General features: G+C 34.2%; 20 protein-coding genes. 1 reads left to right on the top strand and 19 read right to left on the bottom strand.

Annotated features, from left to right (window positions below; genetic code table 11):
• Position 1: 1 nt before the first annotated feature.
• The 5 genes from guaB to I586_RS13470 all read right to left on the bottom strand — a co-directional run bounded on the left by guaB (position 2) and on the right by I586_RS13470 (position 5,634).
• Complete coding sequence (gene guaB, locus I586_RS13490; RefSeq protein ID WP_010766699.1) at positions 2 to 1,486, bottom strand: IMP dehydrogenase; 1,485 nt, start codon at positions 1,484 to 1,486, stop codon at positions 2 to 4.
• 167 nt (positions 1,487 to 1,653) lie between these two features.
• Positions 1,654 to 3,321 (bottom strand): glycosyltransferase family protein, encoded by a 1,668-nt coding sequence (locus tag I586_RS13485; protein ID WP_010766698.1) that lies wholly within the window; start codon positions 3,319 to 3,321, stop codon positions 1,654 to 1,656.
• 227 nt (positions 3,322 to 3,548) lie between these two features.
• Positions 3,549 to 4,232, bottom strand: a complete 684-nt coding sequence (locus I586_RS13480; RefSeq protein WP_010766697.1) for a DUF1129 domain-containing protein — start codon at positions 4,230 to 4,232, stop codon at positions 3,549 to 3,551.
• Positions 4,233 to 4,332: 100 nt separating this feature from the next.
• Positions 4,333 to 5,433: a redox-regulated ATPase YchF gene (gene ychF / locus I586_RS13475; protein ID WP_010766696.1), complete on the bottom strand. Its 1,101-nt coding sequence runs from the start codon at positions 5,431 to 5,433 to the stop codon at positions 4,333 to 4,335.
• A gap of 3 nt (positions 5,434 to 5,436) precedes the next feature.
• Positions 5,437 to 5,634 carry a DUF951 domain-containing protein gene (locus tag I586_RS13470; protein WP_010766695.1) on the bottom strand — a complete coding sequence of 66 codons (198 nt, stop codon included), beginning with the start codon at positions 5,632 to 5,634 and terminating at the stop codon, positions 5,437 to 5,439.
• A 330-nt stretch (positions 5,635 to 5,964) separates the two neighbouring features.
• Here I586_RS13470 and I586_RS13465 point away from each other — a divergent pair, with 330 nt between their 5' ends.
• Positions 5,965 to 7,476: a helix-turn-helix domain-containing protein gene (locus tag I586_RS13465; protein ID WP_010766694.1), complete on the top strand. Its 1,512-nt coding sequence runs from the start codon at positions 5,965 to 5,967 to the stop codon at positions 7,474 to 7,476.
• A 71-nt stretch (positions 7,477 to 7,547) separates the two neighbouring features.
• Here I586_RS13465 and I586_RS13460 read toward each other — a convergent pair whose 3' ends face one another.
• The 14 genes from I586_RS13460 to I586_RS13395 all read right to left on the bottom strand — a co-directional run bounded on the left by I586_RS13460 (position 7,548) and on the right by I586_RS13395 (position 21,494).
• The gene (locus I586_RS13460) at positions 7,548 to 8,651 is read right to left on the bottom strand and encodes a tyrosine-type recombinase/integrase (protein ID WP_010766693.1); all 1,104 of its coding nucleotides are present in this window, start codon (positions 8,649 to 8,651) and stop codon (positions 7,548 to 7,550) included.
• A 385-nt stretch (positions 8,652 to 9,036) separates the two neighbouring features.
• Positions 9,037 to 10,275: a hypothetical protein gene (locus tag I586_RS13455; RefSeq protein ID WP_010766692.1), complete on the bottom strand. Its 1,239-nt coding sequence runs from the start codon at positions 10,273 to 10,275 to the stop codon at positions 9,037 to 9,039.
• 124 nt (positions 10,276 to 10,399) lie between these two features.
• Positions 10,400 to 11,578: a WxLIP family cell surface protein gene (locus I586_RS13450; RefSeq protein ID WP_010766691.1), complete on the bottom strand. Its 1,179-nt coding sequence runs from the start codon at positions 11,576 to 11,578 to the stop codon at positions 10,400 to 10,402.
• Between the two features lie 251 nt (positions 11,579 to 11,829).
• Positions 11,830 to 12,954, bottom strand: a complete 1,125-nt coding sequence (locus tag I586_RS13445) for a hypothetical protein (protein ID WP_010766690.1) — start codon at positions 12,952 to 12,954, stop codon at positions 11,830 to 11,832.
• A gap of 18 nt (positions 12,955 to 12,972) precedes the next feature.
• Positions 12,973 to 13,752 carry a hypothetical protein gene (locus tag I586_RS13440; RefSeq protein ID WP_010766689.1) on the bottom strand — a complete coding sequence of 260 codons (780 nt, stop codon included), beginning with the start codon at positions 13,750 to 13,752 and terminating at the stop codon, positions 12,973 to 12,975.
• Positions 13,753 to 13,785: 33 nt separating this feature from the next.
• On the bottom strand, positions 13,786 to 14,613 hold the full coding sequence (locus tag I586_RS13435) for a helix-turn-helix domain-containing protein (RefSeq protein WP_010766688.1): 828 nt from the start codon (positions 14,611 to 14,613) through the stop codon (positions 13,786 to 13,788).
• 995 nt (positions 14,614 to 15,608) lie between these two features.
• The gene (locus I586_RS13430) at positions 15,609 to 16,502 is read right to left on the bottom strand and encodes a ParB/RepB/Spo0J family partition protein (protein ID WP_010766687.1); all 894 of its coding nucleotides are present in this window, start codon (positions 16,500 to 16,502) and stop codon (positions 15,609 to 15,611) included.
• Positions 16,495 to 17,256, bottom strand: a complete 762-nt coding sequence (locus I586_RS13425) for a ParA family protein (RefSeq protein WP_010766686.1) — start codon at positions 17,254 to 17,256, stop codon at positions 16,495 to 16,497. Before I586_RS13425 ends, I586_RS13430 begins: the two co-directional genes overlap by 8 nt.
• A gap of 15 nt (positions 17,257 to 17,271) precedes the next feature.
• A complete protein-coding gene (gene rsmG / locus I586_RS13420; protein ID WP_010766685.1) occupies positions 17,272 to 17,988 on the bottom strand; it encodes a 16S rRNA (guanine(527)-N(7))-methyltransferase RsmG in 717 nt (238 codons plus the stop codon).
• 200 nt (positions 17,989 to 18,188) lie between these two features.
• Complete coding sequence (locus tag I586_RS13415) at positions 18,189 to 18,947, bottom strand: class II aldolase/adducin family protein (protein WP_010766684.1); 759 nt, start codon at positions 18,945 to 18,947, stop codon at positions 18,189 to 18,191.
• A gap of 3 nt (positions 18,948 to 18,950) precedes the next feature.
• Positions 18,951 to 19,214, bottom strand: coding sequence for a hypothetical protein (locus tag I586_RS13410; protein ID WP_010766683.1), 264 nt, complete (start codon positions 19,212 to 19,214; stop codon positions 18,951 to 18,953).
• 26 nt (positions 19,215 to 19,240) lie between these two features.
• Positions 19,241 to 20,596, bottom strand: coding sequence for a PTS galactitol transporter subunit IIC (locus tag I586_RS13405; protein WP_010766682.1), 1,356 nt, complete (start codon positions 20,594 to 20,596; stop codon positions 19,241 to 19,243).
• 126 nt (positions 20,597 to 20,722) lie between these two features.
• Positions 20,723 to 21,025, bottom strand: coding sequence for a PTS sugar transporter subunit IIB (locus tag I586_RS13400; protein WP_010766681.1), 303 nt, complete (start codon positions 21,023 to 21,025; stop codon positions 20,723 to 20,725).
• Positions 21,018 to 21,494: a PTS sugar transporter subunit IIA gene (locus tag I586_RS13395; protein ID WP_010766680.1), complete on the bottom strand. Its 477-nt coding sequence runs from the start codon at positions 21,492 to 21,494 to the stop codon at positions 21,018 to 21,020. Before I586_RS13395 ends, I586_RS13400 begins: the two co-directional genes overlap by 8 nt.
• Positions 21,495 to 21,615 lie beyond the last annotated feature (121 nt).

Raw genomic sequence — 21,615 nt, 5'->3', positions numbered from 1 at the left:
TCTATTGTTCTACAGAGTAATTAGGTGCTTCTTTCGTAATTTGTACATCATGAGGATGTGATTCTTTCAAACCATTTCCGCTCATTTGAATAAATTGCGCTTCTTCACGTAATTGTTTTAAATCTGCTGCTCCAACATAACCCATACCTGATTTTAATCCACCAATTAGTTGGAAAACGATGTCTGATACACTACCTTTGTATGCAACACGGCCCTCAATTCCTTCTGGAACTAGCTTATTCGCTTCGTTGACGCCTCCTTGGAAATAACGATCACTAGAACCTTTTTCCATTGCGCCTAGCGAGCCCATTCCACGATATGTTTTAAAACGACGTCCTTGATAGATTTCAAATTCACCTGGTGATTCATCCGTTCCAGCTAGCATACTACCTAACATAACAGCATGTCCTCCAGCTGCCAAAGCTTTTACGATATCTCCAGAATACTTGATTCCACCATCAGCGATAATTGCTTTTCCATATTTACGAGCAACAGATGCTGCATCGTAGATAGCTGTTAATTGAGGAACACCCACACCTGCAACAACACGTGTTGTACAAATAGAGCCTGGTCCGATCCCAACTTTCACGACATCTACACCTACATCATAAAGAGCTTTCGCCCCTTCAGCTGTTGCGATATTTCCAGCAATCAAAGTAGCCTCTGGGAATGTATCACGAATTTCTTTGATCTTACGAATCACGCCAGCACTATGACCATGAGCGGTGTCGATAATAATTGCATCAACTCCTGCATCTAATAAAGCTTCCGCACGTTCAAAAGTATCACTTGTAACACCAACTGCTGCCGCAACTAGTAAACGACCATGCTCATCTTTTGCCGCATTGGGAAATTCGATTACTTTTTCAATATCTTTGATCGTGATCAAGCCACTTAAACGGTTATTTTCGTCAACGATCGGTAATTTTTCGATTTTATGTTTTTGTAAAATCTTTTCAGCGTCTTTTAGAGAAGTTCCAACTGGGGCTGTGACTAAGTTATCTTTCGTCATTACTTCATCGATCTTCATTTGATAATCTGTGACAAAACGCATATCACGATTCGTGATGATTCCGACTAATTTGCGATTATCCATCGTTTCTACAATTGGCACACCACTGATACGATACTTACTCATTAGATTTTCAGCATCTGCTACTAAATTAGTTGGCGTTAAGAAAAATGGGTCGATGATTACGCCACTCTCCGAACGTTTCACTTTACGAACCTCATCTGCTTGTTGCGCAATACTCATATTTTTATGAATAACGCCTAAACCACCTTGACGAGCCATTGAAATAGCCATTTTACTATCCGTTACAGTATCCATACTTGCACTGATCAGAGGAATATTCAACTTAATATTTTTTGCTAGTTGGATACTCATATCTACTTCATTAGGTAGCACGTGACTTTCTGCTGGAATCAATAAAACATCATCAAATGTAAGACCTTTTTTCGCAAATTTCGTTTCCCAGTTAGACATTTTTCAGACCACTCCTCTATTTAATTTTATATAAGAAAATAACAGATAATAAAAAGGAAGTCAACCGCATTTCTCTGTTTACAGAAATTTTCTTTCCGTATTACAAAACATGAGCGTTTTCTCATTTTTTTGTTATCAAATCGCAAGGATAACTATAGTTATTTCTTTTATTTCCTGTTAGCTGAAAACTTTGATCCTATCCTCCATATTAAGCAAATCAGTAGCGTGAAAATAGAAATACCCCACGAAATTTTCTGGGCCCACGTTGTCTGATAAGAAACTAGAACTTCTCCCTTTCCAGTTAACGGGATTTCTACTAAACCATTCTCTGTATTTAAAGATGTTGATATTACCTTTTCTTTTCCATCCTTTATTATTGTAGCTTGATAACCATAATAATAGATGAGTGAAAGTGTAACGCTAGTTTTTCCGTCATGTTTAGTCTGATAATCAAATTCAACTGAGCCAAATGGCATCTTAACCTTTGTTACAGCTATTTCATCTGAATTATAAAGCAACTGACGTCTCTTGTTCTTTTTTATGGTAGCGTAATCTACTTCTTTAGGTAAGTATTCATGGCCAGCACCAATATAATAGCTGTTCGTTTCATCATATGCCTCATGTGACAGGATTCGGTCTCCCTCCATATCAACACTATCCCACTCGTAAATCATAACCCCTAGTAAAATGACGCTAACTAGAACAAGCTGACTACTAGGAAATTTTTTAAACAAATGAATACTGTCATTTGCAATAATATATGCTACTAGCAATGTTACAATCGATAGAAACCGCCACGGGAATTGAATCGTGTTAAACGGTGTTTGATCAAACAGCTTCCATGGAAAGAGATTAGTCGTCATAAACATAAATAACAGCGCAAGAACAATCAAATCACGATTTATTGTCTCCTTCTTAAATAGTAATGCGCCATAGACAAACAAACCAACCAATAAAACAATCCCGATATTCGCTGAGGATGCATGGAATACTGTGTTTTTAAAACTATTAGTAAGCAACTCACTCAATGAATAACTTCTATCAGAAATCAATGTCAGTGGATTCGAGGTCACCTGAAACGTTATATGTTTCATTTGTTCAAAGATAGGCACTAAATAAAACGCCAATAGTAAAACGGTTAATCCAGTTGCTTTTGCAATAGCGATCATTACCTCTTTTTTCAAAAAGTATTTTATGTTCAACAGAATATACAATCCTATAAAAATACTAACAATTTCCAGTGAGATAAAATGTGCTAAGCCTATTCCAGTCATCCCAACAACTAACAAAGGCCATTTTTCTTTTTTACCATTTTTCAGCAAATACATACTTGCTAGAACAAATGGGAAAAAGCCCATGGCTAATAGTTCTCCGATTGCCTGACGATTAAAGAAATCTTGTAGCCGATAAATAGACAGAGTATACAATAACGAAAATAAATAACTTTTTATTTTCGTTAACTCCATATACCTGCCAGACACATAGGTTAAAATGAATGTGCACAAATTTATTCCTATCGCGAAGACAATAAAACTACTGGCCAGTGAAAATCCTAGAATACGTAGAAGCGCTGGAAAATAAAGATAGAAATCTGGATAAAACAAACTAGAAGCATATCCATATCCACCAATAAAAAAGTGACTCACCTTTGGTACCCATATGCCATGCTGTATAGATTCTGCTAATCCCTCAATTCGATTTTGATGAAAATGGTAATCATCCCCAATCATGATATGCCCATTTTGAAGATACACAATATATAAGGAAAATACACTCAAAATCAAGAAGCTTAAAAAAATCAGTAGTCTACTATGCTGATTGATCCATCGTTCCATTATGCCACCTCTCTATAATGAAAATTAGTTGAAAATTTCATTTATAGTTCTTATGTTATCTTGATACAGCATTTCTTTCAAATACAAGCCCTTTAAGTTTTAGCTTGTATCACAATTTTTTTATTCGCACTTCACTGATCCATTACTAGAAAGGCGTTTTATTGGTTTAAATAGAAAAAAGGCTTCAATAAAACGAAAGATCGTTTTATTGAAGCCTTTTTTATTCTTTAACGCGCCAAACTGCTGCGCATATTATATTTTTTCTTTAATAAGTAACGTGTACCTAAGGCAATTCCGCCTATAATGATAACCACTACTGGATCTAAAACTGGGTTGATAACAACAGGAAGCATTGAAGATCCCGCAAAAACAACAAGCCATAAGAGCATAGCTCCAACTAAAATCAAGCCTGTTTTAAACCAACCAGGACGTTTTGATTTATCTACGCCAGGCCGATCATATTGATAGACGTATTTATACATTAGATAAAATACATAACCACCTGCCATTGAAGCCAAGACTAATGTCAATAATCCCAATGGTTGTGATTTCCCTTTAGACCACATCATCATAATTGAAAACATAATCGTCATTACACCGAACAATAATAGCGTATTGTCCAACCACATCAAGATCGGTGTCGACTCTGGGATTTCTTCTGGTTTATTTAAGATAGACTCCGTACGTTCAGCCACTGTGCCAAAAAGCTGACGCGCAGTTTTCCCACTTTTTTGACCTTCTACTAAATGGGGTAGAATTTCATGTAAAGCAAGTGTCTGTGCTTCTTCTGAAAGATTAGCAGCAACTAGTGATTTTTTTAAGTCAAAGATGTATTGTTCATTTCTCTTTGTCAATTTTTGTTCAAGTTCACGATTTTCTGAAACAATGTCTCGAAGTGCTTCTGATTCCATTTTTTGCGTCCTCCTCGCCCGTGGCCAACGGGGCAGTCTTTACCTAAAAAGTATTCTAACACATTTTTTAGGGAGAAAAACAGTTTTTAGCAATTTTTTCCTATACATTGAAACGGAAAAGCATAACATCGCCATCTTGCACAATATATTCTTTTCCTTCTAAGCGAACTTTCCCCGCTTCTTTAGCTGCTTGCATGTTACCGTATGTGTTCAAATCTTCAAACGAAACTGTTTCTGCACGAATAAATCCGCGTTCAAAATCAGTATGGATAATTCCTGCTGCTTGAGGTGCTTTGATTCCTTTACGGAAAGTCCACGCACGTACTTCTTGCTCACCAGCAGTAAAATAAGTTGCTAGTCCTAATAAATCATATGCCGCACGAATCAATTGATCCAAACCTGATTCTTCGATACCTAATGCTTCTAAAAATTCAGCTTTATCTTCATCATCTAGTTCAGCAATTTCTTCTTCTGCACGTGCGCAAACAACGATTACTTCTGCCTGTTCATTTGCAGCAAAAGTACGTACTTGTTGCACATATGGATTATTATCTGAATCAGCCACTTCATCTTCTGACACGTTCGCTACATATAAAATAGGTTTTGCTGTCAATAAGAATAAACTCTTAACGATTTTTTGCTCGTCTTCAGTAAACTCGATTGTTCTAGCAGATAATCCTTCTTCTAAAACTGGTTTAAGTTTATCTAAAACAGCTAATTCAGCTACTGCATCTTTATCTTTTGTCTTCGCGATTTTAGCTACACGTGTGTAACGCTTTGTAATAGAATCTAAATCTGCTAATACTAATTCCAAGTTGATCGTATCGATATCAGCTAGCGGATCTACACGCCCTTCAACGTGGGTAATATTATCGTCATCAAAACAACGTACCACATGACAAATAGCATCTACTTGTCGAATATGACTTAAAAATTGATTTCCTAAACCTTCGCCTTTACTTGCGCCTTTAACGATTCCGGCGATATCTGTAAACTCAAACGTAGTTGGTACAGTTTTTTTAGGTTTCACTAACTCTGTCAAACGTAGTAAACGTTCATCTGGTACTTCAACCATTCCCACATTTGGATCAATCGTCGCAAATGGATAATTTGCCGCTTCTGCTCCTGCTTTTGTAATTGCGTTAAAAAGGGTAGACTTCCCTACGTTAGGTAAACCTACGATTCCAGCTGTTAATGCCATTGATTATTCACTATCCTTTATCAGTTTTTTTTCCAAAATTTTCTTCATCTTTTTTTCAAAATCACGGCGTGTCATCATCACGATATGACCGCAGTTCGTACATTTTATTTTAATATCGGCACCCATTCGGATAATTTCCCAACGATTTGCCTGACAGGCATGGGGCTTTTTCATTTCTACAACATCACCAAGATCATACATAACAGACATATCCCTTCTATAAATGGTCGTTAATAGTCAGAAAATTAGACATAAACATACAAAGATACAATACCATTTTTTGAGCAATCAAGCAAAACTATTTTATTGATCTGATTTTTTTATCTTTCTAATTAAAAAAAGTGCGTATTAATGTAGGCGGTTCTTTTAAAAATCAACCATGCGGCCATTAAAAATAAGATTGTATTTACTGTACTTATATTGGATAATAATGAACATGTTACTACAAGAATGTGGGTATAATGAACGTTTTGAAGCTTTAAAACAGCTTAATTCCCGCACCCTATACTGACATTAAAAGGAGTTTTACATATGAGAAAATTTGACTTACTAGAAAAGTTAGAAGTATATCAAATTGACTTATTGATATACCTAAGCAATGTTGGCGGTAAAGCAACAAAAAAAGAACTTTTACATCATTTAGATATCGGTAGTTATTTTTTGTCAAAGTTGATTGAGGAGTTGATAACTTTAGCAAAGAAATCCAATGGCCGTTTTTCTATCAATACTAGCAAGCACACGATCAGCTTCCAAACAAAACCCGATTATTCGCTCCACACTTTATTTAATGAGTTGATTGTCCATGCACCAAAATACAAAATATTAGAAGAATTACTGCTCTGCGGCGCCATTGATGTCACTCGTTTATGTGAAAAAATTGGAATTAGTCACTCTACTTATTTTAGAAAAATCAATGAATTAAACAATTTATTGACTGAATTTGATTTGTCTATTCAAAATGCTGTTTTACTAGGTTCTGAATTACAAGTTCGCCATTTTTACGTTTCGCTATACCTCGTTACAGACCCAAAACATCAATTAAAAGTACCAAATATCGATCCTAGGATTTATGAAACAGTCAACGCTATTCAACAAATTTTAGACGGTCAATTTTCCATTTTCACTCGGAAAAAGATCATTATATATCTGAGTTTATTAAAAAGAAGAAATGCCCAAAAGAATATCCAAAATCATAGTGAACAGGCTTTGTTTTTCAACAACAAATCAGACATCTATGGACAAAGAAGGTTTGTAGTCGCTTTGAAGAGAACTCATTTGTTCAAAAAAATGCATAAAATACTTGGAACATTTTTAGTTTATTATTCGTTTAAAATGCTTCCCAGCGAAACAGTCTTACTACTTCTTTTCATGATTGGAGAGGATGTCATCCCTGCTAATTCTCCCTGTTTAAAAGAGCTGGATTTAATTGAGGAATATAGTAATTTTTTTATTCGTACTTTAAAGCAAGAATTTTTTGATTTTATGAAAAAAAGACATCCCAAAGCTAATTTAACGACTAACTGCCATGTTTTTCTTGATCATTATGTAAATTCAATTGTATATCGTCATTTAATCTTTAAGGGTCATATCAATTATTATTGGAAATTGAATTATACAAACTGGAAAGAATCTAGACACTCTGAAATCGTTTATGATTTTATTGATAGTCTAAAAAAGCAGTATCCTTTAATGTTTGTAAGTAGCACTCATGACAGTATACTAATAGAAAATTACGCACACGCAATCACTTTTTACGAAGAATCCATCAAAGCTAAAATTTCAGTTGGAATTTTTATTGAAGGGGATCTGATATGCAAAAATAAAGTTACAGATTGGTGGATCAACTATGTTGAATTAACTACTTTTGCACAAGCTGAAACTTTAGCTACGGATAAAATGTATGATCTGATTATTAGTAATGTAGACTGCACTTATTTAAAGAAACGTGGAAAAAATTTCTTTTTTTTAACCAATTATAATGAAAAAAAAGATATCTTCGATCTTGATCAATTGCTCCATGATATTCATTCTTCTTACTACTAACGATAATCGTTTGCTAGATAAATTACCTACACAAAAAAATGGACAGTCTCTATAAATAAAAGACATCTATTTTAAATAAATTCAAGTTTTTCAACCAATTGACGTTCCTCTGTAAAAAATGAGTTTGTATAACAATCAAGTGTCATTTTTATTGATGAGTGCCCCAACAATGAGCTTATTGTTGCAATGTTGCCACCGGCTTCTAAACATCTAGTAGCAAAAGTATGCCTCAAAGAATGGAAAGAAAATTTTTCTAATCCAATTTTTTTTCGAATAATTTGAAATCGATATGCGATTGTACGCGGCTCCACCGCTTTATTTTTGTTTGAAATAACATAATCACTCGTTGATGTTCGTTGTAGTTCTATCAATTTCTTTTTTAAAGACTTAGTGATCGGGATTTTTCGTTGTGAATTATTGCTTTTGGGACTAACTTCCACAATCTCTGTCTTTTTTCCTATTTTATCTTCCGTTTGGATTCTAAGCATTGTTCTATTAACGCTAAGTGTATTGTTTTCAAAATCAATGTCTTCCCACTTTAAGCCGCAAATTTCTCCAATTCGAAGTCCTGTCTGTAAGGCTAGCGTAATTGAGAAAAATTTTTGGTTGGCTTTGATTTCTTTAAGTAACTTGGTTTGATCTTTAATAGATAACGCTTGTACTGTCTTCTTTCTCATTTTAGGAAGTTCTATGCCCATACACGGATTTTCTGATAATAAATTTAAACTTTTGGCTTTGCCTAAAGAATTCTTTAATACAGAAAATATTGATCTGATTGAGCTTGCTTTCAGTGTTTCCTCCATTTTTTTTACTAAAGAATCAATATCTGATGCTTTTAACTCTTGTAACTTAATTGAACCAATAATGGGTAATACCTGAACCTCCATTTTATTTTTATAGCTTGCGTACGTACTGCTTTTCACTTTTGGGCGTACAAACGTCTCTAACCAATAATTCGTCCAGTCTATTACCCCACCTTCATAAGGAAGTAAATTTTTACTATTACTTGTTTGTTTTTCGTACTTTGTCAAGATTAGCAGATGTTTTACCTCTGTATACTTATAGCCATAAATATATCCGTAATGAATTTTACCGTTTTTATGTCTCCCCTTTATGTATCGTCCTTCCCAACGACCATCCTTTCTTTTATAGATGTTTTCCCCTCTTCTTGCCATAAATAAGACCCTTTCTAATATTTAGTTTTTATCAATTTTAGAAAATGAAATCTTTACAAACGTCTAAATATTTTATGTTATTTTTAAATACAGGAACTTACATATTTCAAACCACTCTATTTGGTCTCAACTCTTATAATTTTGATTTTTCAATACAAAACAGTTGCAATAGGTATGGTTTTATTAACCAATTATGCATTATATTTTTTTTTACTTAGTTTCAAAAATTTTAGAAAAACTGAAAAAATTTGGAAGCATAACAACAAATTTATTTGTTATACAAATACTATTTATATAATATTTCAAGAAAAATAAAGAGGCCTATACATCGGAAACTACCCCTAGTTTCTTGTACACCACCCCTTTTTTCACCTATTAACAACCATCATGATTCATTTATCAGCTTATTGTTGCTTAGCTTCAAAGAATTATTTAAAATATCTTTTAAAGCTGCATATCCTTCAAGTTTTACCAACATATCTTGAGGACAATAAACCCAATAGCTAAAAATTGTTGGACCCGTAGCAACTTTCTCTACTAGCTCCATAAACTGCCCTAATTGCTCGACCAATTCTCGACAACTCAATTTACTTGCTATGATGATTTCATCTTTTCCTTCCAATTCTAACAACATCCATAAATAATCAATAAACTCTACTTTCGTCTTTAGAATCAAAAATTGCTTTTTTTGTACCATTCGTTTTTTATTTAGCTCTTTATTTTCAGTAAAACAGTCTAAAATTTTTAATTCCAGTTTAGATACATAACCCTCTAACTCTGTTTTCCCAGTCGGTTCTACACGTTCTGTCGATTCTTCTTTTTGTGGTAACTGATCCGAAGTCCATTCCTTTATCTGAAGATTACCAGGTAATTGTTTAGTTCGATCAAGTGTATGCGATCGTACTTTATTTTGGTTGATCTTTTTAGCCTTTGCGGTTTTGATCTCTGTATTTACAGAACTTTTATCGGTTTCTGTCTCTATTTTTTCTTGTTTCTCAGAATAGTTTCTACTCTCTTTTATGTTGTATTCTGTCAAACTCATTTGCTCTTTAATCGTTTGACTTACCTTTGTAAGCTCAGTTTTTAATAGTTCTCCAGAATCCAACACTATCGATTCATTTTTCGTGAGCCGATCTTCTAAACCGTCCATTTTCTTTGTTAGCTGGCTAAATTTTTCTAAAACACCATGAATTTCTTCTTCTTTTTTCTTATATACAGCTTCTTTTTCTTCGTTGATTAAACGGTCATATGTTTCAATAAGCTCTTTGGCACACTCTTTTAATTCAGGTAGCAATCTTACTTGTTTTTCCTCATGAAATCCTATAGTAAATGTTAATACAATGTAGGCTGTTGATGTGAACACATTGATTTTTTTAATAAGTAATTGATCATTCTTTTCAGTCCAAGTTTCATAGATCTTTTTTGCAATTTGTTCAAGTTCCATTAGTGATTGAACATCTTTTTTAAAAAGTAACTTGCAGGATAAGTATGCTTCATAAGGTGTAGCTAAGCGCTTATTCAAAAGTTCTACTCCTAAAAGTCTTGGATTAACTTTTTGATGGAGAATGTATTTTTTTATTATTTTTTTCCCCTGCTTTTGGGTATTTTGCTCAGATTCGTTCATATCCTCCAACTCCTAAAATCTCTATACAATAAATTTACTTTAATGTTTTCGGCTAAATTTCTAGTAACAATAGTCTTTTGGGTAAAAACATCTAGTTAGTACTAGTATTTTTCAAATAATGATTTTATTTTTGTGGTTGTCTAGATTCTATTGGCCGTTTTTTTCTGGTATTTTTTCGTTTGTGTCCTTCAGAGTTTTTCTTTCGTTGCGTGTTTTTTTTATTTTTGACTTGTTTTTTCTTTCTATGAGATAGAGCCTCTTTATAACGTCTCTCTTTACGATTCCTAGTAATCAACAAAATAAATAAAAATACCAACAATAAAATAAATGTACTCACACAAATAATGATGTAAACTGTTATTTTGTCTTTTTCAGAATTATACTTCGGACTATTTGCCTTTTTTTCTGTAGGATTTTTGATTTCCAGTTCCTTATCCCATTCCCATTCTTGTTTAGTCGCTTCAGATTTGGCTGTTAAATGAATTTGATAGAGTCCTTCTTGAAATTCTTTTTTCTCTTCTTCTATGGTGAATGAAAAGTTTGAATTAGGTGCCATACGACATCCTGTTAATTCAGTCTGAGCGAGGAGCTTATCTGATCCTTTTTGGAAAACTCTTGCTGTAAAAGTAATGTCTTCCAAATTTATTGCTTGGTCATTTTGAATCGTTGCTTTTATAGTATTTCTACTTGAATTTTCGGAAGGTACCACGTTTAGTAAATTTAATTTTGCTTCGACAGGTGCATCTGTTTCAGTTAGTTTTACAGCGACAATGTAAGTTTTTGTACCTTGTTTGTTCTTATTGTCTGCTTTAAACGTATCCTTTTCTTTTGCTGATGATACAACTTTGATTCCACCTAAAATCATCCCGTCAAATTTAGTTTCAGGCATTTTTAATTGAACCGTTACTCTAGCTGTCTTTTTTGCTGGAATCGTTGTTTCTGGTGCTACGCTTGCAACATCTCGCAATGACAATTTTAAACTCTTGTCTCTTGGGGTGATTTTGGATCTATCAGAATAATCTATATCTCCATCATCATTTGTTGTGGCATCATTGATTTGTATCGTAACTCTTTGTTCCGTATCAGAAGTATTTGTCAACTCCAGCTGCAGATTCTGTTTTTGACTTGGTATCATTCTAAGATCATAATAGGTTACTTCTGAATCATATTGATTTTTAGGTAAAATCGGCTTTACCGAAACAGCCCATGCTGTGTTAGCTTTGACCATCATAACTATCCCTGATAAAAGAAAAACACCTATCACTACAACAATTAGGTGAAGTAGTTTTCGTTTATTCATCATTGAATTATAAACTCCCTGCATCGTAAAATCATATACGCAAATTTGAAAAAGAGACTAGGTTACCTTAGATATCTACTGAACAGTAAACAACAAAGGAACGTTCTTTTTCAGCTTTCAATTAGTTTGCTTTTTTTGCTAAGTAAATAACTGAATCTATATGTACATCAAACGGGAAAAACTAACCCTTCCCCAAATTTTTCTTTAAACAAAATCATGTTTCTACTTATTAAGAATCACAAAGAGGAACTATTTTAGCCCTCAATGCTTGATTCTTCGTTTAACACAATCTGTTCAAGTAAGTAGTTTTCACCTTGTATAAGATCAAAATAAGCTGCTTTGTTCAATATACTATCGTAGTCCATCTTCATAATTCGGACATGTGGTTGACGAAACCATGATTTTCTCTTGATTTTTACTCGTGATTCAATCAGTTTGCACTCATCTAAAATCAAGTAAATTTCATTTGTAGAAACTGAATCTTTAAAGCTTCTTACTTGCTCTCTTTCATAAGTGAGTTGATTATCAGAAATTGTCATCTTTTCTGATTTTGTGATCAATTCTTTATTCATTGCCCACGACTGCTCTAAAAATTTAGCTTTTTGTAATAGCTGAGAATATTCTCTTAAATCTACCTTTAGGACATGATCCCAATTTTCATTATCATCATCACTTGATTTACTTAATTCTTTCATTGCCCTGGACAGATTTTGCCGCTCCATCTGGTCAATTACAACTTCCAATTTTTTATTTGCAAGCCGCATTCTTTCTTTTGCATACCGCTCTCTGCTAACTGCTTCTTCCATTTTAATTAAATAGGTCGCATTATCCTCTTCATGATTTATGACTTCCCCTTTTTTACCAATAGTCGGAACTGAACTCTTCAAGGGCTTGATAAAATTTGAGACAAGCTTCTCTATCTCATCAACAAAGGAATCTAATACGTCATCACTTTCCCCATATAGTTGCTGCTCTAGCGATTGTAGTAGATTGACCATGAAAGGAAAACCGTTCTCTCTATAAGCAATAGGAACAAAATCAATATAATAAACAACACGGTTTTCTTCCTTTTCTTTAGACCCACCAATCCATGCAATTTGAGGAAATGTATGAATTAACTCGTCCAACAAGGCGGACCAATCAATATCTACAAAATCTAAAGTAATTTCTACATGTTTAAAAAAAGAAATTATGGTATGAAATTCTTCAAAGTATTCTTCTACTTCTTTTTGAGGATAAGGAATTTGTCTATTTTTCTTTTGAAAAATCTCTTCACAGATATAATAGATGTCCCGCAACATATCATCGTCAAAAAGACGTTCGCCTACTGCTGGAGAAGCGGCTTGATAGATGTCAACCATAATATTTTGATAAACCACTTCTTAATCCCCTTCTCTCTATTCAAGTGATTGGTCAGCTAGTCGGCTGGATTTGTTCAACAAATCTTCCATTAGTACACTGGTCTCACTTTGTAAGCGAAGAATCCGTGTGTGATAATTTGCTGCTTCTTGATTGATCATTTTCAATTCTATTGATGCTTCTGAAACTGCCTTTTTCGTTTCATGTCTTGCAGCTTCTACAGTTCTATCCGCTTCAATAGTTGCACGTTCAATGATTTGCTGAGCCTTTTCTTTGGCTTCCATCAAAACTTCTGCAATTTGATTTTTCATTTGATCTTGTTGACGCAATTGTTTTTCAGTCTCTATGCTTTTATTTCGTTCATCTAATAATTGTTCATCTAATTGGACTCTCAGTTCTTCTAATTGCCTTACTTGATCTTCTAGTGAAATGATTTTTTCTTTAGACTTTGATGAACTCGTTAAACGCATTGTCAGTTGATCAATTTCTTGTTGCTTATTTTCCACTTCAGCTTTCAAACGTTCAGCCATCGTTTTTTGCCGCTGCAATTCTTTTTGAAATTGTTGATTTTCATTCTTTAAATGTTCGATTACAGCTGCTTGTTCTTGTTGGACTTCTTGCTCTTGTTTTCTCATAGTATTTTCCGCACGCTCTCTTTTACTGGATGTTTCTGGACGGCTTTTTTTAGGTATTTCATAGATCTCTTCTTCAAATTCTTCATCATCATATTCGTCATATTCATCATACTCATCGTATTCGTCGTAATATTCATCATACTCATCGTTTCTTTTTTTACTTTTTTTATTAAATATTGCCAAGTGTATCGCGCCCCCTCTTACTAGTATTTTTGTTTAGACACTGCCAACCAGTAACTCTCTTATTTTTTCATTATTTTGTTCATCTAATTCCACAAATTCTTGATTCAGATAATAGCCTATTCCTTTCTTATTCAGAATAAATGGTTCAAAAATAGATGTTTTGTCCATTATTTTTTGTTTGATACGATTAATCAGATTACTTAATAATGCTTGTTTGTTTTTTTGTTTTGCATTTGTCCAAATGGCTTCACATAGTGCTTGGCTTGAAAAAACTCTTTGATCTGACTCAATAAAGTGCTCTAAAACTTGATGTTCTTTCTTAGTCAATGGAATCAGCCAATTATCAATGATCAAGGTACGGTCTTTTAATTGAAAAGAGTAATGCTTTTTAACTTTTACTACATTTGAATAGCCTGATGCAGTTCGAGACACACCCTCACTACTCCTAGAATAATCCTCTACTCTCTCCTTATTATTTTTCCCAGATCGAGTGGCAACCTCCTCAAAAATAGCTGCTAGTTTGCTTGCTAAGTCAGTGACGGATATTGGATAACGGACAAAACTCACATTCACATTATCTGAATACTTAGACTTATTGACTTGCTCTGATTCGAATGTTAAAACAACAATTGGTTTATTCAGTAATGCTAGATTATCCAAAAATGATTCTTTTAGCCCGCTGTACATAGATTGTTGATAGATAATCAGGTCAAAATTTTGTAGAAAATAAAACTCTTTATCCCTTGGTTGCGTCAAAATATCTTTTGAAACCATTATTTCATAATCCATATTCAATAGACTATTTTGCAATAGTCCATTCGCACTTAGTGTATCGGTCAATATAATAATTTTTTTCCTCATAAAGAAAATCCTCCTTTTAATTTTTATATAAAGTTCCAACCATTTATTGTTTGATAAAATTCTTTAAACAGATGAATATAATGCAGAAAACTGTAATTATTAAGTAATAAGAGTTTCCTATTCTAATATAAAATAAGAAAAATGATGTTATTGCGTTGATATACCAATACTTACATTTTTGATTTGACGGTTGAATGACGGTCTATCTAAAAGAGAATATTTTAAAAATAAGTATTATTATAAAAATATACTAATCTGAATCATGATTTATAAATTTAAAAATAAGCTAATCATTCTTTTTATTTATTTTTTTCAGTCTCACTTGAAATACAATTCCACTAACTCATGATCTTTTCAGACTTTTAGCGTAGGTTTTCTTTTTTGGAGAATTCCAGAAAATTCCAGTGGCTTATAACTATCAATTGATGAATAGGTAGTCTAATCACAGCTCTTTTTTAATCTGGCTTCTATTTTTCTGAAAATCATGATTTATTACGTAAAATAGAAATAAATTTAACCATTCTTCTCTGAAAGATCTCGAGCAGCTAGTTCATTCCTATAAGTAAATTTGACGGTTCATTTGACGGCGTATAAAAATAAGTAAATCTATCTCAGGCTCCTTTTAATAAACGTTGAAATAAAATAAAGAGGGATCTTTTTATATATTTATATAAGAATGTTGCTAGTATCAATGACTCACCATCGCTCTTTGGATTGTTTGGCTCACTATGATGAAAATATGGATAAATTAAATATATTGTTATTTTTTATTCATCATTGACATGTCCAAATTCTTTATTGTATACTCGTAGTATAAGTGACTTTACTAATTAGTCATTTATAGAGGTCTATATCGTTTAATTTAAACAATTATAGATTTTTCTTATTTTATATTAAAACAAGAAAAATAATGTTATTTTTGAATATAAAAAAGCGTAAAGGGAACTAAAAATAGTTTCCCTTTACGCTTTTTTTTGATTGTTTAATTCAATGAATCATGCTTCATCAAAATGTATTTCTAAAATATCTAAAATTCTCGCTAAATCAGACTGTGAAAGATATTCGATTTCGATTTTGCCTTTGCCTTCTTTTTCCTGAATAGCAACAGTTGTCCCAAATTTATCCATTAAACGATCTTCACTTTCGCGAATGTAATATGGTTTATCTTTGAGTGCCTTCTTTTCTTTCTTAGGTGCTTTTTTGCCTTGGTTTTCATTCAGATCATTAACGATTTGTTCTAACTGACGAACCGTTAAATTCTCTTCTACCACTCGGTTTGCCAATTTTAGAATCAAATCTTTATCTTTCAACCCAAGCAATGTTCTAGCTTGACCCATTGACAAGGTTTCGCCTTGAACCATTTCTTTAACTTGTGTAGGTAATGTCAATAAACGTAAGTAATTCGCGATATAAGGGCGACTCTTCCCTAAACGCTCTGCCACTTCTACTTGAGTTAATTTCAAGTTTTTCATCAACATATCATAGGCTTCAGCTTCTTCTAACGGATTTAAATCTTCACGTTGTAAGTTTTCTAAAACAGCTACTTGCATCATTGCTTCTTCGTCGAATTCACGGACAATGGCTGGGATTGTTTCTTTCTCCGCTAATTTTGAAGCGCGAAAACGTCTTTCCCCAGCAATGATCTCGTAGCCTTTGACAGCAGATTTTCTAACGATGATTGGTTGAAAAACACCAGATTGCTGAATCGAATTTGCTAATTCTTGAAGTGATGCTTCATCGAACGTTTTTCTTGGTTGGTAAGGATTCGGACGAAGTTCATTTAAAGGAATTTGAAGGACTTCTTCTTTTTGAACATCTACATCTTCCAAACTAGCAAAATCTTGAAACAATGCATCAATACCTCTGCCTAAACCTTTTCCTTTACTCATTATCCAACACTTCCTTTGCTAGTGCTTGGTACACTTCGGCACCACGTGAACGGGGATCATAATCAATAATCGACAAGCCATGACTCGGTGCTTCAGATAAACGAACGTTTCGAGGGATAATTGTGTCGTATACTTTTTCACGGAAGTATTTGCGAACTTCTTCAACGACTTCAGCGCCTAAATTTGTTCGTGCATCATACATCGTCAACAACACACCTTCAATACGTAAGTCAGGATTAAAATGTTTTTGAACAAGGCGAATGGTGTTTAATAGCTGACTTAGCCCTTCTAACGCATAGTATTCACATTGTACAGGTATCAAAATCGAATCACTTGCTGTAAAAGCATTTATCGTTAAATGTCCTAATGACGGTGGACAATCGATCAAAACAAAATCATAAATATCATTTATTTCCTCTATGGCTGCTTTTAGGCGAGATTCTCTGGCCATCATCGACGTTAATTCAATTTCAGCTCCAGCGAGTTGAATCGTTGCTGGTACGATATCCAAATTTTCTCTAGACGTTTGCTGAATCACGTTTTTAATCGGTTCTTCATTTACTAATACATCATACACATCTGTTGCAACATCTGGTTTACGAACGCCGATACCACTCGTTGCATTTCCTTGAGCATCAATATCGATCAGCAACACTTTCTTGCCATAATAAGCAAGACAAGCACCTAGATTCACAGTGGTCGTTGTTTTACCAACACCGCCTTTTTGATTCGCTACAGAAATTATTCGTGCCATTTGTGTCCCTCCATCTTATTTGATTGGTTGCTTATTTGGTAATCCTGGTTTTCTTGGGTATTTTTTAGGTGTTTCTTTTTTCTTTTGAATCACAACGATATGACGCTCGTCTTTTGTGATCGGCAGTTCGAAGGACACTTCTTTTTGAAATTTACCACCTAAGACAGCGATTGCTGGCTTGGCTTCCATAATTTCTTCTTCACTTTTAGCCGCTTTTAAAGCTAAGAAAAAGCCATCCTTTTTGACTAATGGTAAGCACAATTCACTCAATACATTTAAACGCGCAACTGCACGAGCTGTAACATAGTCAAATGCACCACGAAATGCTTCTTTTTGACCAAATGTTTCTGCACGATCATGGTATAAAAAAACATCTTCCAATTTCAATTCATTAACTAATTCAGTTAAGAATGTGATCCGCTTATTCAATGAATCAACAATCGTTACTTGTAATGTTGGGAAGACGATTTTTAACGGAATACTGGGAAAGCCTGCTCCAGCACCCACATCACAAATGGATTTATTCGTTGAAAAATCTTCAAAAAAGGCTAGTGAAATCGAATCATAGAAATGCTTTAAGTAAACATCTTTTTCTTCTGTGATCGCCGTTAAGTTCATTTTTTCATTCCATTCAACAAGTAATTCAAAATAACGGGCGAATTGTTCCATTTGATGATCCGATAATTGGATCTCTTTTTGGCTTAATAGTTGTTTAAATTCTTCTGGTGTCATATGTTTCCTTCCCTTGCGTGAAACAGAAAATGTTTCACAGTTATCTTTTCCTACTTTAACGCAAATAGAGATTTCTTGCAATGTTTTTAGTAAGATTTATAGCAGTTATAATAGAATATTACTTTCTATTATATACATTAAAAAGAAGCAGTTCATTCAAGACCCGATAAAGGCTCAAATGAACTGCTTCTTTTTTAATATTAATCTCCGCCAGCTGTCATTTTGATTTTTTGGTTATAAATCGGCTCACGGTTGATCAAATCTTCGATCGTACCGATTTTTACTCCTTTAGAATAATAACCATCCAGAATTCCTAATTTTTGGAAAATCGTTTGCTTATACGCAATTTCTGCATTCCACTCAACTGTATCAAGAATCGCTAATGCGGAATGGATCGCTTCCAGCCCCGTTTCTCCGCCAGTTGTAATTAGCACGCCGTGACTATCTAGTAAAAATTCATGTGGTAATGTTTTTCTTGCCATTGTTTTAATGTGATTGCTAACGATTTCTGCTAGTTCTTCTGAACAATTAGGTTCAAATTCTAGCACTTCAATATATTCTACTTTCTGAGTTGCTTCAGTCAAGTTAGGCATATCTAATCCACTGGTAGCCCAAAACATGCTATTTGGCGCATGTGCATGTAGAACAGATTTAATCTCGGGATTGGCGTCATAGACAGCTTCGTGCATGTTGATTTCTCTCGTTAGACCACCTTCTCCTGCAATGACCTTTCTAGTGTGGGGTTCTACCACTAATATCTGTGAAGGAGAAACATGTCCAAGATACGCTTGCGACATCATAGTCGGCGTCATAATGATATATTCCTTTCCTTCTTTATCCGTTGTTTTAAATGAAAAATTTCCTCCCGCAACATTCGTATTTTTACGTTCAAAAATCAACTGTACGATTTTTGCCATATCTTCTCTTTCTCGTTCAAATAAAATTCTTCCATCTGTCATTTTTTATTCCAGCTCCTTCTTCTTTTTTAGTAGATTTCCTTTGCGAATCGCTTGTTTTGCTGCATCCTGTACAACTTTATATTCTTCATATTTTTGTTTTTTTCTTTCATCGTATTCTTTAAAAAGTACTGCATTACCATTTTTATAAATGTAAAAAGAAAGGATTATGACTAGAAAATACAATGGCGTGATGTTGATCGATAGCGCCAGTATAAACAATAAAACATCCATAAATAGCAACAGCATCCATTTGGCTTTTGGATCCATATTAACCAATCCTTTCTATGTTTTCATTAACTTTTTACATCTTCATAACGTGCACTTGGAACAGGTTCTTTAGCCATGTATTTATACAACCAAATGAACATAGCGATAAAAAGAATAAATCCGATGATTGCCACGATATTCAAGTTAGCCGCTTCCGCAAACAGAATTCTAAATTCAGGACCTTCAATCGATGACCACGTAATACTGCCACCTTTTAAATCAACTGCTCCTGTTTTTTTGGCTAATCCTGTCAAGACTGGGGCAAGATATGTTGCGCCATACAAATAAAGCGGAGTGTAAATAATGCCAAGCGTGATCATCCGGTACAAATTACCACCTGTCAGCAATAATCCTCCAACGGCAATCGAATAGTTGATGATTCCCGCAAGCGGCAATACTTGGTTGCCAGGTAAAATCATCGCATACCCAATAAATACTGGCACTAAGATGATGGCTGTTACCCAAACTTCAGAGCGGCCAGCTAAAATCGGCCAATCTAATCCGATGTATACTTCGCGGTCTTTGAATCGTTTTTTCATCATTTCTGACATTGCATCGGCTAAAGGTGATAGTGATTGCATAAACATTTTGCTGATCATGGGAAATAGTGCCATCGCTGTAGCAACTTGAATCCCTAAATTCAATGATCCAGAGACACCATAAGCTGCACCAAATCCAAGTAACACACCAATGATAAAACCCATTACGCTATTTTCAGAGAAAATACCAATTTTTGCTTTTAATGCTGACGTATCTGCTTTCTTATTAAAAAACGGAATTTTGTCCATCACAATATTAACGGGTAGCATCAATACCGCTGATATATTCATTAAATGTGTCACTGTTACTAACGGAATTCCTGTCAGATCTTGTATATGACGTTGGAACATATCCCCCATTTTTAGCTCTAAAACTACTTGGACAATTGCCGCAATAAAGCCTGCAACGAGTGATCCGCTGATAAAATATACTAAATACGCAGTTAATGCTTTCCCCCAAACGTTCCACATGTCAACATTGAGTGTTTTCGTTAAGTTCAACAGAAGCATAATAAAATTAACACCTAAAACAACTGCGAAAAATACAAATGCATACGACCAAGACCAAGTAATACTCGCAGCACCCGTCCAGCCTAAATCAAGAGCAGGTAAACTGATTCCTGTATTTTTTGCCATCGCTTCTGATGCTGGACTGACAGCATCGGACATAAAACCGATTACCATGCTCATTCCAGTAAAGGCAACACCAAGTGTAATCGCAGACATAAAGGCTTTTTTTAACGGCATTCGAGCGATCAGCCCGATAATTAGGATAATCAACGGAACAAAAATAGCAGAACCTAGGTTCAATATATAATCAATCACAGACTGAAAAATTCCCATCTCTTTTACCTACCTATCTTTTTATTTTTTTGGTATGATTAGTTTGTACAATTTTAATTTAGATAGTGAGATACATTTTCTCCTTATCTATCGGGGTTCAGATTCGTCACAATCTGAGCCTCTTTTTTATTTCTTCGTATCGTTAACAATTCCTTCATAAATTTCGTCAAGGCCCATCCCTGTTAAGAAAGGGACTCCAGCATAGACAGAAACACCTAATTTTTCAGCAGTTTCCAGAACTTCATCATCTGGTTTCGCAATATACACATAAATACTCGCACTTGGTAATTCTTGTAAAATCGATTTGTAATCTACTGCTTCAACTGGATAATCGATACTATCTGCATCAAAATTACTTTTAATTTTTTCTGCGACTGTTGTACTTGTCGCTACACCACTACCACACGCCACAATCAATCTTCTAGCCATTTTTAACTTCCTCCCATTGTTTCATGAATAGGCTGAATACCTCTTCATTTTTTGTTGTGTTCTCTAACTCAGATACAAATGCTTCATTTTGAAATAAGACCATTAATTCTTGTAGTAAACCAACCTGTTTTGAGGGATCTTTGATTCCTAAGAAAAATAAGTCTCTCACCTCCATTTCCTGATTGTCTCCCATCTGTTTGACCTTGATTGGGTTTGTTGTTCTTGCAATATATATGAAAGGCCTTTCAATATATTCTGTGTCTGAATGAGGTAATGCAATATTAAGATATTCAGTGATCAATCCTGTTGGAAATCCGATCTCCCTCGATTTGATCCCATCCAAATAGCCTTCATTCACATACCCTGCTTGATATAACCGTTTTGCAATCAGTTCAAATAGTTCTTCTTCATCTTGAACAGTTACTTGCAAGTCAATTAAGTCTGGTTGAAACATTTGCTTCGTGTCCATATTTTCCCTCCTAATTCAAAGTCTAGTTATTGGCTCTAGACTTTCCATCTTTTTTAAACTTTTTATGTTCAACTTTGTAAATATATGTTAAACTTTGTTTATACAAAAAGAATACAACTTG

This window comes from Enterococcus moraviensis ATCC BAA-383, from assembly GCF_000407445.1.
GTDB lineage: Bacteria > Bacillota > Bacilli > Lactobacillales > Enterococcaceae > Enterococcus_L > Enterococcus_L moraviensis.
This window is presented reverse-complemented; position numbering and strand designations above follow the sequence as displayed.

Bases quoted from the DNA above. Each gene is read 5' to 3' on its own strand.
- guaB (WP_010766699.1), bottom strand. From the start codon at position 1,486: ATGTCTAACTGGGAAACGAAATTTGCGAAAAAAGGTCTTACATTTGAT.
- I586_RS13485 (WP_010766698.1), bottom strand. From the start codon at position 3,321: ATGGAACGATGGATCAATCAGCATAGTAGACTACTGATTTTTTTAAGC.
- I586_RS13480 (WP_010766697.1), bottom strand. From the start codon at position 4,232: ATGGAATCAGAAGCACTTCGAGACATTGTTTCAGAAAATCGTGAACTT.
- ychF (WP_010766696.1), bottom strand. From the start codon at position 5,433: ATGGCATTAACAGCTGGAATCGTAGGTTTACCTAACGTAGGGAAGTCT.
- I586_RS13470 (WP_010766695.1), bottom strand. From the start codon at position 5,634: ATGTATGATCTTGGTGATGTTGTAGAAATGAAAAAGCCCCATGCCTGT.
- I586_RS13465 (WP_010766694.1), top strand. From the start codon at position 5,965: ATGAGAAAATTTGACTTACTAGAAAAGTTAGAAGTATATCAAATTGAC.
- I586_RS13460 (WP_010766693.1), bottom strand. From the start codon at position 8,651: ATGGCAAGAAGAGGGGAAAACATCTATAAAAGAAAGGATGGTCGTTGG.
- I586_RS13455 (WP_010766692.1), bottom strand. From the start codon at position 10,275: ATGAACGAATCTGAGCAAAATACCCAAAAGCAGGGGAAAAAAATAATA.
- I586_RS13450 (WP_010766691.1), bottom strand. From the start codon at position 11,578: ATGATGAATAAACGAAAACTACTTCACCTAATTGTTGTAGTGATAGGT.
- I586_RS13435 (WP_010766688.1), bottom strand. From the start codon at position 14,613: ATGAGGAAAAAAATTATTATATTGACCGATACACTAAGTGCGAATGGA.
- I586_RS13430 (WP_010766687.1), bottom strand. From the start codon at position 16,502: ATGAGTAAAGGAAAAGGTTTAGGCAGAGGTATTGATGCATTGTTTCAA.
- I586_RS13425 (WP_010766686.1), bottom strand. From the start codon at position 17,256: ATGGCACGAATAATTTCTGTAGCGAATCAAAAAGGCGGTGTTGGTAAA.
- rsmG (WP_010766685.1), bottom strand. From the start codon at position 17,988: ATGACACCAGAAGAATTTAAACAACTATTAAGCCAAAAAGAGATCCAA.
- I586_RS13415 (WP_010766684.1), bottom strand. From the start codon at position 18,947: ATGACAGATGGAAGAATTTTATTTGAACGAGAAAGAGAAGATATGGCA.
- I586_RS13410 (WP_010766683.1), bottom strand. From the start codon at position 19,214: ATGGATCCAAAAGCCAAATGGATGCTGTTGCTATTTATGGATGTTTTA.
- I586_RS13405 (WP_010766682.1), bottom strand. From the start codon at position 20,596: ATGGGAATTTTTCAGTCTGTGATTGATTATATATTGAACCTAGGTTCT.
- I586_RS13400 (WP_010766681.1), bottom strand. From the start codon at position 21,025: ATGGCTAGAAGATTGATTGTGGCGTGTGGTAGTGGTGTAGCGACAAGT.
- I586_RS13395 (WP_010766680.1), bottom strand. From the start codon at position 21,494: ATGGACACGAAGCAAATGTTTCAACCAGACTTAATTGACTTGCAAGTA.